This is a genomic window from Ruegeria sp. G2 (genome assembly GCF_056533505.1).
The window spans coordinates 20,866-39,395 of sequence record NZ_JBQFON010000014.1 but is presented as its reverse complement, the minus strand read 5'-3'; the positions used below and the strand labels follow the sequence as shown (position 1 = coordinate 39,395).

17 protein-coding genes are annotated in these 18,530 nt (G+C 57.6%); 10 read left to right on the top strand and 7 right to left on the bottom strand.

Translation table 11 applies throughout. From position 1 onward, the window contains the following. Window positions 1-23: 23 nt before the first annotated feature. From pip to infB, 6 genes are all read left to right on the top strand, one after another. Complete coding sequence (gene pip / locus ACR0DU_RS19895) at window positions 24-1,001, top strand: prolyl aminopeptidase (protein WP_480876962.1); 978 nt, start codon at window positions 24-26, stop codon at window positions 999-1,001. Continuing rightward, window positions 998-1,816: an ABC transporter substrate-binding protein gene (locus tag ACR0DU_RS19890; protein ID WP_480876959.1), complete on the top strand. Its 819-nt coding sequence runs from the start codon at window positions 998-1,000 to the stop codon at window positions 1,814-1,816. Before pip ends, ACR0DU_RS19890 begins: the two co-directional genes overlap by 4 nt. Before the next feature lie 160 nt (window positions 1,817-1,976). Continuing rightward, complete coding sequence (gene rimP / locus ACR0DU_RS19885) at window positions 1,977-2,567, top strand: ribosome maturation factor RimP (protein ID WP_010442531.1); 591 nt, start codon at window positions 1,977-1,979, stop codon at window positions 2,565-2,567. Then, window positions 2,567-4,180, top strand: a complete 1,614-nt coding sequence (gene nusA / locus ACR0DU_RS19880; protein ID WP_010442532.1) for a transcription termination factor NusA — start codon at window positions 2,567-2,569, stop codon at window positions 4,178-4,180. The genes rimP and nusA overlap by 1 nt, the downstream gene beginning before the upstream one ends. Before the next feature lie 22 nt (window positions 4,181-4,202). Next, window positions 4,203-4,826 (top strand): RNA-binding protein, encoded by a 624-nt coding sequence (locus ACR0DU_RS19875; RefSeq protein ID WP_170473632.1) that lies wholly within the window; start codon window positions 4,203-4,205, stop codon window positions 4,824-4,826. Window positions 4,827-4,834: 8 nt separating this feature from the next. Next, window positions 4,835-7,312 (top strand): translation initiation factor IF-2, encoded by a 2,478-nt coding sequence (infB, locus tag ACR0DU_RS19870; RefSeq protein ID WP_010442534.1) that lies wholly within the window; start codon window positions 4,835-4,837, stop codon window positions 7,310-7,312. A gap of 62 nt (window positions 7,313-7,374) precedes the next feature. Here infB and ACR0DU_RS19865 read toward each other — a convergent pair whose 3' ends face one another. The 5 genes from ACR0DU_RS19865 to ACR0DU_RS19845 all read right to left on the bottom strand — a co-directional run bounded on the left by ACR0DU_RS19865 (window position 7,375) and on the right by ACR0DU_RS19845 (window position 12,054). Continuing rightward, a complete protein-coding gene (locus tag ACR0DU_RS19865) occupies window positions 7,375-8,205 on the bottom strand; it encodes an alpha/beta hydrolase (RefSeq protein ID WP_480876954.1) in 831 nt (276 codons plus the stop codon). Window positions 8,206-8,208: 3 nt separating this feature from the next. After that, window positions 8,209-9,090 carry a tryptophan 2,3-dioxygenase gene (locus ACR0DU_RS19860; RefSeq protein ID WP_480876952.1) on the bottom strand — a complete coding sequence of 294 codons (882 nt, stop codon included), beginning with the start codon at window positions 9,088-9,090 and terminating at the stop codon, window positions 8,209-8,211. Window positions 9,091-9,153: 63 nt separating this feature from the next. After that, on the bottom strand, window positions 9,154-10,182 hold the full coding sequence (gene tdh, locus ACR0DU_RS19855) for an L-threonine 3-dehydrogenase (protein ID WP_480877121.1): 1,029 nt from the start codon (window positions 10,180-10,182) through the stop codon (window positions 9,154-9,156). 14 nt (window positions 10,183-10,196) lie between these two features. Further along, on the bottom strand, window positions 10,197-11,381 hold the full coding sequence (locus ACR0DU_RS19850; RefSeq protein ID WP_480876949.1) for a glycine C-acetyltransferase: 1,185 nt from the start codon (window positions 11,379-11,381) through the stop codon (window positions 10,197-10,199). A 109-nt stretch (window positions 11,382-11,490) separates the two neighbouring features. Then, window positions 11,491-12,054, bottom strand: a complete 564-nt coding sequence (locus tag ACR0DU_RS19845) for a helix-turn-helix domain-containing protein (protein ID WP_480876946.1) — start codon at window positions 12,052-12,054, stop codon at window positions 11,491-11,493. A gap of 117 nt (window positions 12,055-12,171) precedes the next feature. On the opposite strand from ACR0DU_RS19845, the gene ACR0DU_RS19840 reads away from it, so the two are divergent. Next, a complete protein-coding gene (locus ACR0DU_RS19840) occupies window positions 12,172-13,347 on the top strand; it encodes an acetyl-CoA C-acyltransferase family protein (RefSeq protein WP_170781808.1) in 1,176 nt (391 codons plus the stop codon). Window positions 13,348-13,443: 96 nt separating this feature from the next. Here ACR0DU_RS19840 and ubiB read toward each other — a convergent pair whose 3' ends face one another. Both ubiB and ubiE read right to left on the bottom strand, forming a co-directional pair. Continuing rightward, on the bottom strand, window positions 13,444-14,973 hold the full coding sequence (gene ubiB, locus ACR0DU_RS19835; protein ID WP_170781809.1) for a 2-polyprenylphenol 6-hydroxylase: 1,530 nt from the start codon (window positions 14,971-14,973) through the stop codon (window positions 13,444-13,446). Beyond that, window positions 14,974-15,726, bottom strand: a complete 753-nt coding sequence (gene ubiE, locus ACR0DU_RS19830) for a bifunctional demethylmenaquinone methyltransferase/2-methoxy-6-polyprenyl-1,4-benzoquinol methylase UbiE (protein WP_170473657.1) — start codon at window positions 15,724-15,726, stop codon at window positions 14,974-14,976. Window positions 15,727-15,812: 86 nt separating this feature from the next. Between ubiE and mutM the strand changes: the two genes are divergently transcribed. The 3 genes from mutM (at window position 15,813) to rpsT (ending at window position 18,001) form a co-directional block, all read left to right on the top strand. After that, window positions 15,813-16,664 (top strand): bifunctional DNA-formamidopyrimidine glycosylase/DNA-(apurinic or apyrimidinic site) lyase, encoded by an 852-nt coding sequence (mutM, locus tag ACR0DU_RS19825; protein ID WP_480876942.1) that lies wholly within the window; start codon window positions 15,813-15,815, stop codon window positions 16,662-16,664. Window positions 16,665-16,730: 66 nt separating this feature from the next. Then, on the top strand, window positions 16,731-17,507 hold the full coding sequence (locus ACR0DU_RS19820) for an enoyl-CoA hydratase (protein ID WP_010442544.1): 777 nt from the start codon (window positions 16,731-16,733) through the stop codon (window positions 17,505-17,507). 230 nt (window positions 17,508-17,737) lie between these two features. Further along, entirely contained in the window at window positions 17,738-18,001 is a 264-nt protein-coding gene (rpsT, locus tag ACR0DU_RS19815; RefSeq protein ID WP_142638226.1) for a 30S ribosomal protein S20, read from the top strand. Window positions 18,002-18,530: the final 529 nt, after the last annotated feature.

Here is an 18,530-nt window from a genome sequence, read left to right as displayed (position 1 = left end):
CTTAAGGACTATATAGGGCCGTAATGGATAAGTACCCGGACCAAAAGCGCGCAGTTCAATATCTTTACCCGCCGATCGATCCGTTCGATCAGCGCGTCGTTGATATGGGCGATGGGCACCGCATTTATGTGGAACAATGCGGTAATCCCAATGGGATACCGGTCGTGGTGCTGCATGGTGGGCCGGGTGGCGGTTGCAGCCCCGCGATGCGGCGCTATTTCGACCCGGATGTCTACCGGGTGATTCTCTTTGATCAGCGCGGTTGTGGCCGTTCAAGGCCCACGGCCTCGGTCGAAGACAATACGACCTGGCATCTGGTCGCGGATATCGAACGGTTGCGAACGCTGTTTGGTATCGAGGACTGGATTGTCTTTGGCGGCAGCTGGGGTGCAACACTGGCTTTGATTTACGCGCAGACACACCCGGATCGGGTCAATCGTTTGGTGTTGCGCGGCGTGTTTCTGGCGACACAGGCCGAGCTCGATTGGTTTTATGGTGGCGGTGCGGGCAAGTTTTGGCCGGAACAGTGGGCCAAGTTTGCATCCCTGTTGCCCGAGGCCGAACAGTCTGACGCGATCAATGCCTATCACAAGCGCCTCTTTTCGGGCGATCGTGCGACCGAGATCCTCTTTGCGCGCGCTTGGTCTCATTGGGAGAACGCTCTGGCCTCAATCCACACCAACGGATCGGTTGGGGAAAGCCCCGGGGAATACGCCCGTACCTTTGCACGGCTGGAAAATCATTATTTCAGGAACGGCGCGTTTCTCGAGTATGATGGCCAGATCCTAGACCAGATCGACCGTATCGCACATATTCCCGGCCATATCGTGCAGGGAAGGTATGATATGATCTGTCCACCGCAAGCGGCCTGGAACCTGGCGCAGCGATGGCCTGGCGTTGACTTGAAAATGGTGCGCCAGGCAGGGCACGCCTTGTCAGAACCGGGTATAAGCGTTGAGCTGGTCCGGATTATGGACCGCGTGGCGGAGGGTACGGCATGACCAGGATCGACCGTCGTGCATTGTTTGCCTCGGGTGCTGCCGCCGCCTTGCTGGCGGCGACGGGCGGGTCGCTGGCGGATACACCAAAGACAGGTGGCAAGCTGCGGCTTGCGGTTCCGCGCGATGAGAGTTTGGAAATATTAGCGCGCGGGGCCGTGTTCGACACCCTGACCGAAGTCGCATCAGATGGGACCTTGCGCGGCGAACTGGCAAAAGCTTGGCAGGCTGAAGAACACGCGCGTGTATGGAGCTTTGATCTACGCGACGACGCGATGTTCCATGATGGATCCGCCATGCATGCAGACGATGTAGCGGCGGTATTTTCAGACATCGGACGCGCGGAGGCCCTGGCCCCTGATCGCGTTAGGTTGGAACTGGCCGCGCCCAATCCTGGTTTGCCCTTCTTGCTGGCCGACAGTCGGTTTGTCGTGACACGTAACGGGCAGGGAGTTACCCCATTGAACACGGCAACGGGCACGGGGTGCTATCGTGTGGAACGGGCCGAGGATTCTCGCCATTTCCTTGGGTGCAAGGTGGCGGGCCACTACAAAAATGGCCACGCGGGTTGGGCTGATGCGTTGGAAATCATTGTGATCCCTGATGCGCGTGTGCGGGCCGAGGCTTTGCGGGATGGCTATGTGGACATTGCCGCCCTGCCCGAAGGTGATGAGCTTAAGGATCAACGTGGCCTCAGATACCATCCAGGTAAGACCGACATGGCGCTGGCGGTGGCCGCGCATGTCGGCATGCCGCGTCAGATTGGCAAGGGGTCGTTGGACGATGGGCGCATCGCCGAGCGGTGGTGGCTGGCCTAAATCCGATCACGATTTTCGCCGGGGGTTGCAGACTCGGAAAAGCCTGCGTATATGCAGTTGCAACAGCGGCGCGTTGGACTTCTGGTCCGAGGCTCCACCGGAAATTTCGACGGGCCGCGCGCCCGTTTTTTTGTGCCCGATGACAGGGTAGAGAATCTGAATGACAAATGACCTGATAGCCAAAGCAGCCATTGACCGGCGACTGGCCGAGATCATCACACCCGTGATCGAGGATCTGGGGTATGAGCTGGTGCGCATCCGCCTGATGAGCGGCAAGACCACCACGATGCAGATCATGGCCGACAAGCCCGATGGCGGCATCGAAGTAGATGACTGCGCCGAGATTTCGAACGCAGTGAGTGCCACGCTGGACGTCGAGGACCCGATTCTTGATGCCTATACGCTTGAAGTGTCCAGCCCCGGCATCGACCGCCCTCTGACCCGTCTCAAGGATTTCGAGACCTTCGAAGGATACGAGGCCAAGATCGAGACCGCTGAACTGATCGACGGCCGCCGCCGCTTTAAGGGTGAACTGGCCGGGATCGAAGGGGATGAGGTACTGATCAATATCCCCGAAGGGGACGAGACGATCACCATCGGTCTGCAATTCGACTGGCTGAGCGACGCCAAGCTGGTCCTGACTGATGACCTGATCAAGGAAATGCTGCGCCAGCGAAAAGACGCCGGCGCCTTGAACGAAAACGCTTTCGACGAGATAGAGACCGAAGGGTCCGAAGAGGAGACGAACTGATGGCAATCACCTCAGCCAACCAGCTGGAGCTGCTGCAGACCGCCGAGGCCGTGGCCCGCGAAAAGATGATCGACCCCGGTCTGGTTGTCGAAGCGATGGAGGAATCGCTCGCCCGTGCCGCCAAGAGCCGTTACGGCGCGGAGATGGATATCCGCGTGTCGATCGACCGCAAAACCGGCAAGGCGACCTTTACCCGCGTCCGTACCGTGGTTGAAGATGAAGAACTTGAGAACTATCAGGCTGAGTTCACCGTTGAGCAGGCCAAACAATATATGGAAAACCCTGAGGTCGGTGATGTCTTCGTTGAAGAGGTTCCGCCGGTTGAGATGGGCCGTATCGCGGCACAATCCGCCAAGCAGGTGATCTTGCAGAAGGTTCGCGAAGCTGAGCGTGACCGTCAATACGAAGAATTCAAGGATCGCGCGGGCACCATTATCAACGGTGCCGTCAAGCGCGAGGAATTCGGCAACGTCATCGTCGATCTGGGCGGTGCCGAAGCCGTTCTGCGTCGCAATGACAAGATCGGCCGCGAAAGCTATCGCCCGAATGACCGTGTGCGCGCCTATATCAAGGAAGTCCGCCGTGAGGTGCGTGGTCACCAGATCTTCCTGTCGCGCACCGCGCCGGAATTCATGGCTGAGCTGTTCAAGATGGAAGTGCCCGAAATCTATGATGGCATCATTGAGGTCAAGGCCGTGGCTCGAGACCCCGGCTCGCGCGCCAAGATCGCTGTGATCTCGTATGACGGCTCGATTGATCCCGTGGGTGCCTGCGTTGGTATGCGCGGCAGCCGCGTGCAGGCCGTTGTGAACGAGCTGCAGGGTGAAAAGATCGACATCATCCCGTGGAACGAAGATCAGCCGACCTTCTTGGTGAACGCACTGCAGCCTGCAGAGGTTTCTAAGGTGGTTCTGGACGAAGAAGCCGGTAAGATCGAAGTGGTTGTACCCGAAGAGCAGCTTTCGCTGGCCATCGGTCGCCGCGGTCAGAACGTGCGTCTGGCCAGCCAGCTGACCAACCTGGACATCGACATCATGACCGAAGCCGAAGAATCGGCCCGCCGTCAGAAAGAGTTCGAAGCCCGTACACAGCTGTTCATGGAAACGCTGGATTTGGACGAATTCTTCGCGCAACTGCTGGTTTCGGAAGGATTCACCAACCTCGAAGAAGTGGCCTATGTCGAAATCGAGGAACTGCTGGTCATCGACGGTGTTGACGAAGGCACTGCGCAAGAACTGCAGACCCGTGCGCGCGAATTCCTGGAAGCACAAGCCAAGGCGGCGTTGGATGCGGCCCGTGCGCTGGGCGCCGAGGACAGCCTCATTGAATTCGAAGGCCTGACACCCCAGATGGTAGAGGCGCTGGCCAAGGACGATGTGAAGACGCTGGAAGACTTCGCAACCTGTGCCGATTGGGAACTGGCCGGTGGCTGGACCACAGTTGATGGTGAGCGCATCAAGGATGATGGTGTTCTGGAACCTTTCGGCGTTACGCTGGAAGAGGCTCAGGACTTGGTCATGACGGCGCGCATCATGTTGGGCTGGGTTGATCCGGCTGAATTGGAGCAGGCCGAAGAAGACGGCGAAGCAACCGATGAGGAGGTCGAGGCCTGATCTCAGGCCTCGGGTGGCTGACATGGGTCGCGGTGGCGTCCAAAAGGATCGGTCGGAAGGCCCTGAACGCAAGTGCATCGCCACTGGCGAGATTCAGCCTAAATATGGCTTGATCCGCTTTGTGGCAGGGCCGGACGGTCAGGTCTTTCCCGATGTTGCGGCTAAATTGCCGGGGCGCGGGGTCTATGTGGCGGCGGATCGCGCCGCGCTGGACAAAGCAGTGAGTAAGAAACTGTTCTCGCGTGGGTTCAAGGCGCAGGTGAGTGCGGCCAAGGATCTAACAGATGAGGTCGAAAAACAGGTGGCGCGCCGGGTGATCGAGCTGATCAGTTTGGCGCGCAAGTCCGGAGATGCGGTCGCCGGGTATGAAAAGGTCAAATCGTGGCTGGACCGGGAAGAGGCCCAGGTGTTGATTCAAGCCTCGGACGGATCGGGGCGCGGTAAGTCGAAACTCAGCACGCCGCACTTTGGAAAATACATCGGCTGGCTGACTGCGGATGAGCTTGGGGCGGCATTTGGGCGCCAAACCGTGATTCATGCGGCCATGGCCTCTGGCGGACTCGCCAAACGTGTTGTAGAGGAAGCGCAGCGCCTGCGTGGCTTGCGCGAAAAGGATGACGGCGGCAAGGGCCGCTCGGAAGGGTAAGAAGCTTAATGAGCGATAGTGACGGCAAAAAGACATTGGGTCTTCGTGGCGGGGCACGCCCCGGAAATGTGAAACAGAGTTTCAGCCACGGACGCACCAAGAATGTCGTGGTGGAGACCAAACGCAAACGCGTGGTCGTACCCAAGCCGGGCGCGACCAAACCAAGTGGTGGTGCGGCACCTTCGGGTGATCCTTCGCGTCGTCCGGCGGGTATTTCCGATGCGGAAATGGCGCGCCGAATGAAGGCGTTGCAAGCTGCCAAAGCGCGCGAGGCTGAAGAGGCCGCTGCGCGCGAGGCACAAGAGAAGGCTCGTGAAGAAGAACGTGCGCGCCGCCGGGCCGAACAGGAAGCCAAGGAACGCGAACAGCGTGAGGCTGAAGAGCGTGCTCGTGCCAAGGCCGAGGAAGAAGAACGCAAGCGCAAAGAGGCGGAAGAAGCTGCCAAGCGCGCTGCTGCGGCACCCGCGCCCGAAGAACAACCGCGTACGGCACGCGGTCCGGCCAACAAACCGGCGCCAGCGGCTACACCCCGCAAGCAAGACCGCGAGCGCGAGCAGCGTGGCCGCGGCAAAGGCCGTGACGACAACCGCCGTTCGGGCAAGCTAACACTGGGTCAGGCTACCGGTGGTGAAGGTAATCGTCAGCGTTCAATGGCTGCGATGAAGCGCAAGCAGGAGCGTGCGCGCCAGAAAGCCATGGGCGGCCCGGTCGAGCGGGAAAAGGTGATCCGCGACGTTCAGTTGCCCGAGGCGATCATGGTTTCGGAACTGGCCAACCGTATGGCCGAGCGCGTGGCTGACGTTGTCAAATCGCTGATGCAGATGGGCATGATGGTCACGCAGAACCAGACCATCGACGCTGATACCGCTGAGCTGATCATCGAAGAGTTTGGGCACAAGGTGACCCGCGTCTCTGATTCGGATGTTGAAGACGTCATCAAAGAAGTCGAAGACAGCGATGACGATCTGCAGCCGCGTCCGCCGGTCATCACCATCATGGGCCACGTTGACCATGGTAAGACATCATTGCTGGATGCGATTCGTGACGCGCGCGTTGTGGCGGGCGAAGCCGGTGGCATTACCCAGCATATCGGCGCCTATCAGGTGAAAACCGATGGTGGCACCACGCTGACCTTCCTTGATACGCCGGGCCACGCGGCCTTTACTTCAATGCGGTCGCGCGGTGCTCAGGTCACAGATATCGTGGTCCTGGTTGTGGCTGCCGATGATGCGGTGATGCCGCAGACGATCGAGGCGATCAACCACGCCAAGGCGGCCGAAGTGCCGATGATCGTGGCGATCAACAAGGTCGATAAGCCGGATGCGAACCCGGACAAGGTGCGGACCGATCTGCTGCAGCACGAAGTCATCGTCGAAAAGATGTCAGGTGAGGTTCAGGACGTCGAAGTGTCCGCCATCACCGGTCAAGGTCTCGATGAACTGCTGGAAGCCATCGCGCTGCAGGCCGAGATTCTGGAACTGAAAGCCAACCCCGACCGCGCCGCCCAAGGTGCCGTGATCGAGGCGCAGCTTGATGTGGGCCGTGGTCCCGTTGCCACCGTTCTGGTTCAGAACGGCACTTTGCGTCAGGGCGATATCTTCGTCGTGGGTGAGCAGTATGGTAAGGTCCGCGCGTTGATCAACGACAAAGGCGACCGCGTCAAAGAAGCCGGCCCGTCGGTTCCCGTTGAGGTTCTTGGTCTGAACGGTACGCCTGAAGCGGGCGACGTTCTGAACGTGACCGAGACCGAAGCGCAGGCCCGTGAGATTGCTGCCTATCGTGAGCAAGCAGCCAAGGACAAGCGCGCCGCAGCTGGTGCCGCGACCACCCTTGAGCAGCTGATGCAGAAGGCCAAGGAAGACGAGAACGTCACCGAGCTGCCGATCTTGATGAAAGCTGACGTGCAGGGTTCTGCCGAAGCCATCGTTCAGGCGATGGAGAAGATCGGCAATGAGGAAGTGCGCGTACGCGTTCTGCACTCAGGTGTTGGCGCGATTACCGAAACGGATGTCGGGCTGGCCGAAGCCTCGGGCGCTCCGATCTTTGGCTTCAACGTTCGTGCAAATGCGTCAGCGCGAAACACTGCGAACCAGAAAGGCGTCGAGATCCGGTATTATTCGGTGATCTATGACCTCGTGGACGACGTGAAAGCAGCCGCATCCGGCCTGCTGAGCGCTGAAATCCGCGAGAAGTTCATCGGCTACGCCGAGATCCGCGAAGTCTTCAAGGTTACCGGCGTTGGCAAAGTTGCCGGCTGTCTGGTCACCGAAGGCGTGGCGCGTCGTTCCGCAGGTGTTCGTCTGCTGCGCGACAACGTGGTGATTCACGAAGGCACGCTGAAGACGCTCAAGCGTTTCAAGGACGAAGTGACCGAAGTTCAGTCGGGTCAGGAATGCGGTATGGCATTCGAGAACTACGACGATATCCGCGCAGGCGACGTGATCGAGATTTTCGAGCGCGAAGAAGTGACCCGGACGCTCGACTGATCTGGCTTCCAGCGAGAGATTTAAGACAGCGGCTCAATTGGGCCGCTGTTTTCTTTTTGGGGCTATTCGCCGCGCGACGACAAAAACGAGCCCGAGGGCATGATGATGTCGAAGTGATGTTTACCCTGTTGAAGGTCGAAACTGACCGAATGCCCTGCTTTTCGTAGCAACTCCGCATAGTCACGGCTTTGTCGAACAAATTCTGGTGTATCTCTTTCAGCAACCGTTACCCTGTAGCGCGGCCCCGGCGCGGGCAGATTGAGGCATGGGGAAAGATCGTGAATCTCGACCTTAGTCAGTTGCAAGGGATCATTTACCGAAGTTAGGCTAATCGGCTCCAAATCGTAAACGCCACTGATCAGAAATACGTTACGCACTCTTAGACCCGCCTGCGCCAACGCGCTGGATGAGGTGGCCATGACCATCGCTACCAGATGCGCACCTGCGCTATGACCTGACAGGGTGATGTTTGATGGATCGAAGCCCAATAACTCGGCCTGTGATGCAAGCCATAGCAAGGCATCGCGACATTCTTCGACCATCTGCCCCAACCTAGCTTCAGGGGCGAGTGTGTAGTTCAGGGTCGCAAAGGCCTGCCCGTTTTCGTGTAGCACCGGTGCCATCGGGGCGGATTCGCGCTGGCTGAGCGCCTGCCAATACCCTCCGTGAATGAACACATGCAAAGGTGCGTTGGCGTCTGAGGAGGGGAAGAAATCCAGAACCTGCGCCGGACTGTCGCCGTAAGCAAGGTTTTCGCGCACATCCATCCGTGCCCGCGCCTGAGCGCTGAGCGCAATATAACTGTCTAGATATGGTGTCAGATCGCCACCAATCATCGAGCTGGGGGAGTATTCCTGTTCAAGTTGATCTTGGGTGAACCCGCGATAAAGCATGCCTCAGTTTCCCGCATACATCAGCTCGGTGCGCATATCGTAGAGGTCGTGGAAGAAGCGCAATTCCAGCGCCTTGCGCAGAAAGGCCACGCCGCTCGAGCCACCTGTTCCGGGTTGCATCCCGATGACCCGTTCGACTGCCGTAGCGTGGTCGAAACGCCAGCGCTGGAACAGCGATTCGACGTCCATCAGCTTTTCAGCCAGAGCATAGAGGTCCCAATACTTGCCGGTATCCTGGAAAATCTCGCACCAGATTTTCACGACGCGCGGGTCGCCGGAATAGGATTGTGAATAGTCACGTTCGATCAGGTCTTGCGGTACGTCAAACCCTTGCCGTGCCAGCATGTGCAGCACTTCGTCATAAAGGGACGGCTTGGTTAGCGCTGCGCTCAGCATCTCCATGACCTCCGGATCGTGTTCATGCACCTTGAGGGTCGAAGCATCCTTGTTGCCCAATATGAACTCGATCTGGCGATAACCGTAACTCTGAAAGCCTGACGAACTACCTAACGCATCGCGAAACGTCATGTAGTCGGCGGGCGTCATGGTCAGCAGCGTTTCCCAAGCGGTGATCAACTGCCGCTGGATCGCCTTGATCCGGTCGAGATTTTTCATCGCCGGGCCGAAATCATCTTGCTGCAGGAAGCGCCGCACTTCGACCAGTTGGTGATGCATCAACTTCAGCCATAGCTCGCTGACCTGATGGATGATGATGAATAACATCTCATCGGGCTGAGCAGGATCCTGAAAGGTTTTTTGCAGATTCAACAGGGTTTTGAGTTGCAGAAAGTCGCCATAGCTTTTGCGATGCGTCTCAGCGAAATCGGTGACCAGAGAATCCTCGATTCCGCGTTCCAGCAGTCGGTCATCTTTCGTGCTGCCCATCTTGCTCCTCCGGTTGGTTGCTCGATCCCTGTGTATGGGCCAGTTTTGCAACTATCCAGAGGGTCAGGTCCAGTCCAGAACAACTTTGCCGGACAGGCCCGACTTCATTGCTGCGAAACCTTCGGCAAAATCGTCAACACCAAACTGATGGGTGATCACGCGGCTTACGTCCAAACCGTTCTGCAGCATAGCAATCATCTTGTACCATGTTTCAAACATCTCGCGGCCGTAGACGCCCTTGATGGTGATGGCTTTAAAGACAATGCGGCTCCAGTCGACCGGAGATTGGCCCGGTGGGATGCCCAGCAGGGCGATCTTACCGCCCATGACCAGCGCTTCGACCATCTGATCCAAAGCTGCCTGCGAGCCCGACATCTCCAGACCTACGTCAAAGCCTTCTTTCATCCCCAGTTCGGTGATGACATCGGACAACTCTTCTATAGTTACATCGACCGTACGTATCGACGGCACCACATGTTCCGCCAGTTTCAGCCGATCTGCATTGATATCGGTGATTACGACGTTTCGAGCACCTGCATGGCGTGCGACAGCTGCTGCCATTATGCCGATCGGGCCTGCGCCTGTTATCAGAACATCCTCGCCCAGCAGATCGAAGCTCAGTGCGGTATGAACCGCATTGCCCAGCGGGTCGAGGATCGCACCAATCTCATCCGGCACATCATCTGGCAAAGGTATCACGTTGAAAGCGGGCAGCTTTAAAAATTGCGCAAATGCACCTTGTTCGTTTACGCCGATGCCTCGCGTTCCGGGGTCCAGATGGAACTTGCCAGCGCGACTCTGGCGACTTTCGGTTCCGATCAGGTGCCCTTCGCCCGAACAGCGCTGGCCGATCTCAAGCCCGGTAACATTACGACCAATCTCGACTATTTCGCCTGCGAACTCGTGGCCGGTGATCATCGGCACTGGTACTGTGGCTGCGGCCCAGTCATCCCAATTCCAGATATGAATGTCTGTGCCGCAGATGCCGGTTTTGTTTATGCGGATCAGTACCTCGTCCGGTCCAATCTCGGGCACTGGGGCCTGAACCATCCAAAGACCTTCCTCGGGCTTGGATTTTTCCAGTGCTTTCATCGTGTTGGGTCGCATCAAATCACCCCCAACTCTTTGCCGACTTTGCCAAAGGCCGCGAGCGCGCGGTCCAATTCATCCTTTGTTAGAGCCGCATTCATCTGAGTTCTGATCCGCGCTTGACCACGCGGGACTACCGGGAAGAAGAAACCCGAAACATAGACGCCTTCATCAAACAACCGCGACGCCATGTCTTGCGCAAGCGTTGCGTCCCCCAGCATCACCGGGATGATTGGGTGCTCACCGGGCAACAGATCAAAGCCCAGTTTCTCCAAACCGGCGCGCCAGTATTTGGCGTTGCCGAACAGTTGCGCGCGTAGCATGTCGCCCTCTTCAACCAGACGGATTGCTTCCAGACCGGCAGCGACGATGGACGGCGGCAGCGAGTTTGAGAACAGATAGGGCCGCGCCCGCTGCCGCAGCAGGTCGATCACTGGCTGCGGCCCGGCGATGTAGCCGCCGATTGCCCCCCCAAGTGCCTTGCCCAGAGTTCCCGTCAGAATGTCCACGTCGACGCCGAAGTGATCCGGCGTACCCGCACCGTTTGGCCCCATGAAGCCCGTGGCGTGGCAATCATCGACCATGACGATGGCGTCGTACTTGTCGGCCAGCTCGCGTATTTTCGGCAGATTGGCCAGATAGCCATCCATCGAAAAAACGCCGTCGGTGGCGATCATGATATGCCGCGCCCCGTCCTCGCGTGCCTGTTTCAACCAAGCTTCGAGGTCGTTCATGTCATTGTTTAGATAGCGATAGCGTTTGGCCTTGCAGAGCCTTACGCCATCGATGATTGACGCGTGGTTCAGACTATCCGATATGATTGCGTCTTCAGGCCCTAACAAAGGCTCAAACAGCCCGCCATTGGCATCGAAACAGGCAGCGAACAGAATTGAATCATCTTTGTTCAGGAACTTGGCCAGCCGTTGCTCAAGCTCGCGGTGAATATCCTGCGTGCCGCAGATAAAGCGGACCGAGGCCATGCCGAACCCTTTTGGTTCCATGGCGTTCTTGGCGGCGTCGATCAGGGCGGGGTGATCGGCCAGGCCCAGATAGTTGTTGGCGCACAGGTTGATGACCTGTTTTCCGCCCACAATAATCTCACCGCCCTGAGGCGAGGTGATCATTCGTTCACGCTTGTACAGACCTTCGGATTCGATCTGCTTAAGGGTGTCCGTGATGTGGGACAGGAATGCATCTGCCATGGCGATCTCCTTAGCTCTGAGTCGCACTTCTAACATAACGGACGAATATCCCAAATAGGGGATTTACGAAATTACGGAAAAATATCCGTGAAGGCGGATTATCGCTGAGTCAGGCGTTCTTTACAATTAGGAAAACACGCGCAGGGCTGTCGGCAGAAATGGAATGCGCGACGTCAGCGGCGTACCGGGCTGTATCACCCTGCCTGAGTTTGCTCACTGCCGCGCCTGAAGTAACTCGAACTGCCCCTTCCAACACGGTCAATTGTTCCCTTGCACCGCGCGCATGGGGTTGGCTGTTCAGGGCGCCGTTTTTATCGAGCTGAATGTCATAGACCTCGTGACCGCCGGCCTCTTCTGGCGGTGAGAGGATCCGGATGCGGCAGTTCTCCCCCATGTTATCGATGCTTGGCACTTCGGAGTTTTTGAGAATCTCGATCTGGTCGGTTGTCTTCGTGTCTTCCAGCAACCCGGCAAAATCCACCTGCAGAGCTCGGGTCAGGTTCCACAAGGTCGAAATTGTGGGGCTGCTCTCTCCCCTCTCGATCTGGCTGACCATGGATCGCGATACGCCACTGAGATTCGCAACCGCTTCGAGGGAAAGGCCCTGGGCCCGGCGCGCCTCTTTAAGGCGTGTCGGAAGGCGTGTCAGGATATCGTCTGTCTTGTCCGTCATGGCGGAATTTGATGCGCCTTGAATCAATAGATGTCAATTCCGTCTGTGACGGGACGTCTCAGGCGACAGAGAGTTTCTGCGGGTGCATACTACGGCCAACCTCAGGAGGAGTGATCCATGACCGATATCGTTATTCTGGATGGCGCACGTACTGCCATCGGTACTTTTGGCGGTGCGCTGGCTTCGACAGCGCCGATTGATTTAGCGACAGTGGCGACCGAAGCCGCGCTTGAACGGTCGGGTGTCGAAGGCGGGCAAATCGGACATGTGGTTTTCGGTCATGTGATCAACACTGAACCCCGCGATATGTATCTGTCGCGCGTAGCAGCGATGCAGGCGGGCATTCCGAACGGGACACCGGCAATGAACGTAAATCGTTTGTGTGGCTCCGGCGCGCAGGCGATTGTGTCGGCGGTACAGTCTCTGATACTGGGCGATGCCGATTTCGCAGTGGCTGGAGGAGCCGAGAGCATGTCACGCAGCCCCTACATCGTGCCTCAGGCCAGATGGGGCGCTAAGATGGGCGACGTCACCTCACTGGACATGATGTTGGGCGCGCTGAACTGTCCTTTCGGAACCGGTCATATGGGTGTGACGGCTGAGAATGTGGCCGACGAACATCAGATCAGTCGTGAACAGATGGATGCGTTTGCCTTAACCAGCCAGAGCCGAGCGGCAACAGCGATCGACGCTGGATATTTCGAAAGCCAGATCACGCCTGTGCAGGTGAAAGTCAAACGCGAGATGGTTGACTTTAAGGTGGATGAGCATCCCAAGGCCACCACAGCTGAGGCGTTGGCGGGCCTTCGTCCAGTGTTCAAGAAAGAAGGACGCGTCACGGCCGGGAATGCATCGGGTATCAACGATGGGGCTGCGGCGATGGTTCTGGCGACGTCAGATGCTGCTGAAAAGGCCGGATTGAAACCAAAGGCACGGATATTGGGATATGCGCATGCCGGAGTGCGGCCCGAAGTAATGGGAATTGGACCGGTTCCTGCAGTGCAGAACTTGTTCAAGAAGACAGGGCTGTCGGCAGGTGATTTCGATGTGATCGAGAGTAATGAGGCCTTTGCCGCACAAGCCCTGGCCGTCAATCAAGAGCTTGGATTGGATGCCGCTAAGGTCAATCCAAATGGCGGTGCGATTGCGTTGGGGCACCCTGTGGGGGCAACTGGGGCGATTATCACTCTGAAAGCGCTGTATGAGTTGGAGCGTGTTGGTGGTTCCAAGGCGCTTATCACCATGTGTATTGGCGGTGGGCAGGGGATTGCTCTTGCCATCGAGCGGCTCTGATTGAGGTCGGTAGGGGGGCTGTCTGCCCCCCCCATCGCGCAGGTGGCGCGATTCCCCCGAAGATATTTGTGGCCAGATGAAGCAGGCGGATTGTTGTCAGCTGAATGTCATCACGACAAGTGTGGCTGCGATTCCAACGGCTGCGCCAAGGGCGGCGGGTAGCAGCAAGGTTGTCTTGCCGGAAGTTTGCTGGTCATCTTTCGTGGTTTGCGCAATCAGGGCGTTTTCTACCAGCGCAGGTAAGCGTGGGCCGAAACGGGCCAGCACCATTGCGGTCTTACCAAAATCTCTCAGGGCGGCCCGGGGGCCGATGGAGCTTTTGATATAATCCTCGACGACCGGGCGCGCGACTTCCCAGATATTCATATGATCGTCGAGTGATCGGGCAACGCCTTCGACCACGACCATGGTGCGCTGCAGAAGAATCAGTTCGGTTCGGGTTTCCATGCCGAAGCGCTCTGTGACCTCAAACAGATAGCTGAGCAGTCGGCCCATTGAGATATGGGTCGCGTCCATGCCGAAGATGGGTTCTCCGACTGCGCGCAAGGCGCGGGCGAATTCGTCGACGTCCTGGTTGGCAGGGACATAGCCGGCCTCGAAATGGACTTCGGCTACGCGTTTGTAGTCGCGGCGGATGAAGCCGAAGAGGATTTCGGCATAGACCCGACGGGTGTATTCGTCGATATGCCCCATGATGCCGTAGTCATAGGCAATAATGTCTCCATTCGCGGCGACCTTCAGGTTCCCTTGGTGCATATCCGCATGGAAATAGCCATCGCGAAGGGCGTGCAGCAAGAAAAGGCGCAACACACGTTCTGCCAGATCGCTGCGATTGTGGCCTGCAGCGTCCAGCGCGTCATTGTCGCCCAGCGGGATTCCATCGGCCCAGCTGAGTGTCATCACCCGGCGTGCGGACAAGGACCAGACGACCGGAGGCAGCCAGAACCCGGAATCATCCTTGGTGTTGGCGGCGTATTCCGAAGCAGCAGCGCTTTCCAAGCGCAGGTCCAACTCGCCGCGGACAACTCCGTCAAAATGCTCGATCACCTCCATAGGGCGCAAGCGACGAGCACCGGGGGCAAACAGGTCGACAATTCGGGCGGCGAAATAAAAGGCGTCTACATCTTTACGGAAGGCGCGTTCAATTCCGGGGCGCAGGACTTTGACCGCAACATCTTCACCCGTGCTGGCCAGCTTAGCTTTGTGGACCTGAGCGATTGAGGCTGCGGCAATGGGCTCGCTGAAATCGCTGAACATTTCTGAAAGGGGTTGGGCCAGCTCCTTCTCGACCTCGGCCATGGCTTCGGCCTTAGAGAATGGCGGAAGCTTGTCCTGCAAAACACGCAGTTGCTCAGCCAGTTCATTTCCGACCACGTCGGGGCGAGTCGAAAGGACTTGTCCGAACTTGATATAGGCGGGCCCAAGAGCAGTTAGGGCGCGGGTCGCAGGCGGCATCTGAGGATCCCCTTTGTACCCCAGCCACTGGAATGGTTTGCCCAGAACATGTGCGAGGATGCGGATAGCCCGAGGAGCTTCAAACGCGTCTAATACCACGTTCATGGCACCCGTGCGCTCGAGCGTTGCGCCTGTGCGGATCAGGCGGATAATGTTGTGTGGGCCGCGCATCTAGATCTTCCAGCCGGAATGCAGTGCCGCGATACCCATGCTGAGATTGCGGTACTTGGCGTTTTCGAACCCGGCAGCGCGGACCATGCTCAGGAATGTCTCCTGATCCGGGAACTTGCGGATCGATTCCACCAGGTATTGATAGCTGTCGTAGTCATTGGCGATTAGTTTGCCCATGCGTGGAATGACGTTGAAGCTGTAGAGGTCATAAAGCTTTTGCAGTCCGTCATTGGGCAGTTGGCTGAATTCAAGCACCATCAGGCGGCCACCGGGTTTCAGCACGCGATAGGCCTCGTTCAATGCCTCTTGCGGGCGGGTAACATTCCGGATGCCGAAGGAAATTGTATAGACGTCGAAAGTATTGTCCTCGAACGGCAGGGACATCGCATCGCCCACCACCCAGTTCAGGCTGTCGGACATCTGGTCAGCCTCGGCGCGCTGGCGGCCTTCGACCAGCATAGGCTCTGTCAGGTCCAGAACCGTGGCATGGCCGTGGCCCGCGCGTCTCAGGAAGCGAAAAGAGATATCTCCGGTCCCACCTGCAACGTCCAGCAACCGTTGACCGGGGCGCGGGGCAAGCCAATCCATCATTGCGTCTTTCCAGACCCGGTGAATGCCCATCGACATGACATCGTTCATCACATCGTATTTCGAGGCGACCGAGTTGAACACGCCCTGTACGCGCCCGGCCTTGTCGGCCTCGCGCACGGTTTCAAACCCGAAATGAGTGGTCTTGTCGCTGTTGTTGGACATTTGCCTTGCCGTTCGTCGAATTTCGCCTCTGTTATAGGGCCATAAGAGGCGGGCACAATGCGGCCCTTTGGAATAGGAGCCATCTAATGCCCGAATTGCCCGAGGTCGAGACAGTAAGACGCGGTCTATCCCCGGCGATGGAAGGCGTCGTAATCCAAAGGGCGGACGTAAACCGCCCCGATTTGCGCTGGCCTTTCCCCGAGCGGATGGCTGAACGACTGACTGGGCAGCGCGTCGACCGATTGCGTAGACGATCGAAATACATTCTGGCCGATCTGAACAGTGGAGAAACACTGCTGATCCATCTTGGCATGTCCGGGCGTATGACCGTATCTGGTGATCCTCTAGGGCAATTTGCCCACAAACACCCGATGCCGGAAAAGCATGATCACGTAGTCTTTCATATGGCCAACGGCGCCCGTATCACTTTTAACGATCCGCGCCGGTTCGGAGCCATGGACCTGCTGCCGACGGTCACGGCAGAGGATCACAAGCTGCTGTCAGTTCTGGGACCTGAACCATTGGGTAACGATTTCCACGAACAGCACCTCATTGAGGCGTTCAAAGGTAAGAATAGCCCGGTCAAATCCGCGTTGCTGGATCAGGGAATCGTTGCCGGATTGGGAAATATCTATGTCTGCGAAGCGCTTTATCGCGGCAAGGTGTCGCCACGTCGCAAAGCCGGACAAATTTCTGCGTCGCGTGTTGGAGCACTGGTTCCGATCATCCGCCAGGTGTTGCAGGACGCGATTGAAGCGGGCGGGTCATCGCTGCGCGATTTCCGCCAAGCCGATGGAGAACTTGGATATTTTCAGCACAGCTTCGACGTCTATGGCCGCGAAGGCGAGCCCTGCAGAACCGAAGGTTGTGGCGCCGAAATCAAGAGAATCACCCAGTCGGGTCGCTCATCCTTCTACTGTGCGCAATGCCAAAGATAACTTGATCCAGCGAATTCGCGTGGTAAGGAATCGTACTTGAACGGAACAACCGGAAGCTTACACCTCATGGCTTTTGAGACGATCATCGTCGAAATCGAAGACCACGTCGCCCTAATCAAGCTCAACAGACCAGATGCGATGAATGCGCTGAACACCCAGTTACTGGGTGAGTTGTGTGATGCGCTGGAAGAAGCAGACAGCAACGACAAGGTGCGCTGCATCGTCATCACCGGCTCGGACAAAGCCTTTGCGGCTGGTGCGGACATCAAAGAGATGTCCGAGATGAGCTATGTCGATGTCTTCAACATCAACCTTTTTGCCGACGCGAATGACCGGGTTTCGGCGATCCGCAAACCGATCATTGCCGCTGTTGCGGGTTATGCGCTGGGCGGAGGTTGTGAGCTGGCAATGCTGTGTGATTTCATCATCGCGGCGGATACGGCCAAGTTCGGCCAGCCCGAGATCAATCTGGGCGTCATCGCAGGGCTCGGCGGCAGCCAGCGCCTGACAAGGTTTGTCGGCAAGTCCAAATCAATGGATATGAACTTGACCGGTCGGTTTATGGACGCGGAAGAGGCCGAACGTGCGGGGTTGGTCAGCCGCGTCGTGCCTGCCAAGAAGCTGATCGAAGAAGCAACCGGTGCAGCGCAGAAGATCGCTGAGAAGTCGCAGATCACTGCAATCGCGGCCAAGGAAGCCGTGAACCGCAGCTATGAGTTGCCGCTGAGCGAGGGCATGCTGTTTGAGCGCCGGGTGTTCCATTCGATGTTTGCAACTGAAGATCAGAAAGAGGGCATGGCCGCGTTTCTGGAAAAACGTGCGGCTCAGTTCCGCGACAAGTGACGATAACGGACATTCAGTGAATTCAGGCGGGCTTGGTCCCGCCTTTTTGCTACTGAAGCTCTTTTGAAGAATCAGCTTGGCAAAACCTTTAAACTTGGGTAGAGACCGCCGCTATACATGCGCGTGCGGCCCGCCTGGCCCGACTCACACTCGTGATTTCTGATCCGGTGCGGACAATTCCGTGGCGCGCAACCCAAGATAACCGTACCGAACACGAAGGTCAGAGACACATGGCAAATTCGCCCCAGGCAAAGAAGCGCGCCCGTCAGAACGAAAAGCGTTTCGCCGTAAACAAAGCACGCCGTTCACGCATCCGCACCTATCTGCGCAAAGTTGAAGAAGCGATCGCATCCGGTGACAAGGACGCGGCCACCGCAGCCCTGCGCGCCGCTCAGCCCGAGCTGATGCGCGGCGTCACCAAAGGCGTCTTCCACAAGAACACCGCATCGCGCAAGATGTCGCGCCTGTCGGCACGCGTCAAAGCGCTGGGCTGATTCTTTGGGAAAACGCGTCAAGCGTTGATTTGCGAAAAAGGCGTCGCGCATAGCGGCGCCTTTTTCATTGTTGCCGGAAAGCCGCGTCTTCACGAAGCCGAGAGATTCTTTCGCCCTGAACCCCGAGTCAATATCAGAGTTTCGTTGCCCGGACCCATGGGCTCTTGCTACGACTGAGTCAGCGATTCACTCGCTTTGGGGGGACAGGCTGTTCTGGGTATCTGACTGACGGGCATCAGCAGGAATCCGGAACGAATGTTCGAAAATCGGCTTCGGTCGATTGGACGATCTGCTCTGGGTCTCGGGTTTTCCGATGATCTCGGCCCTGTCGAAAAATTGGATTGTGACGCGCCCCCCTGTTTTCGGGGTTGTACCGACCGTTGGACAATGCGGTATCGGATTGCGCTGAACGTCAAAATGACCCGCCAGACCTTGTGGCCTGGCGCATGGGTATCCTTGTGGGTGGACGCAATAATCCGGTATACCGGACTATTTTGATAAGGCTGACAGGCCAATAAAGAATGGGATG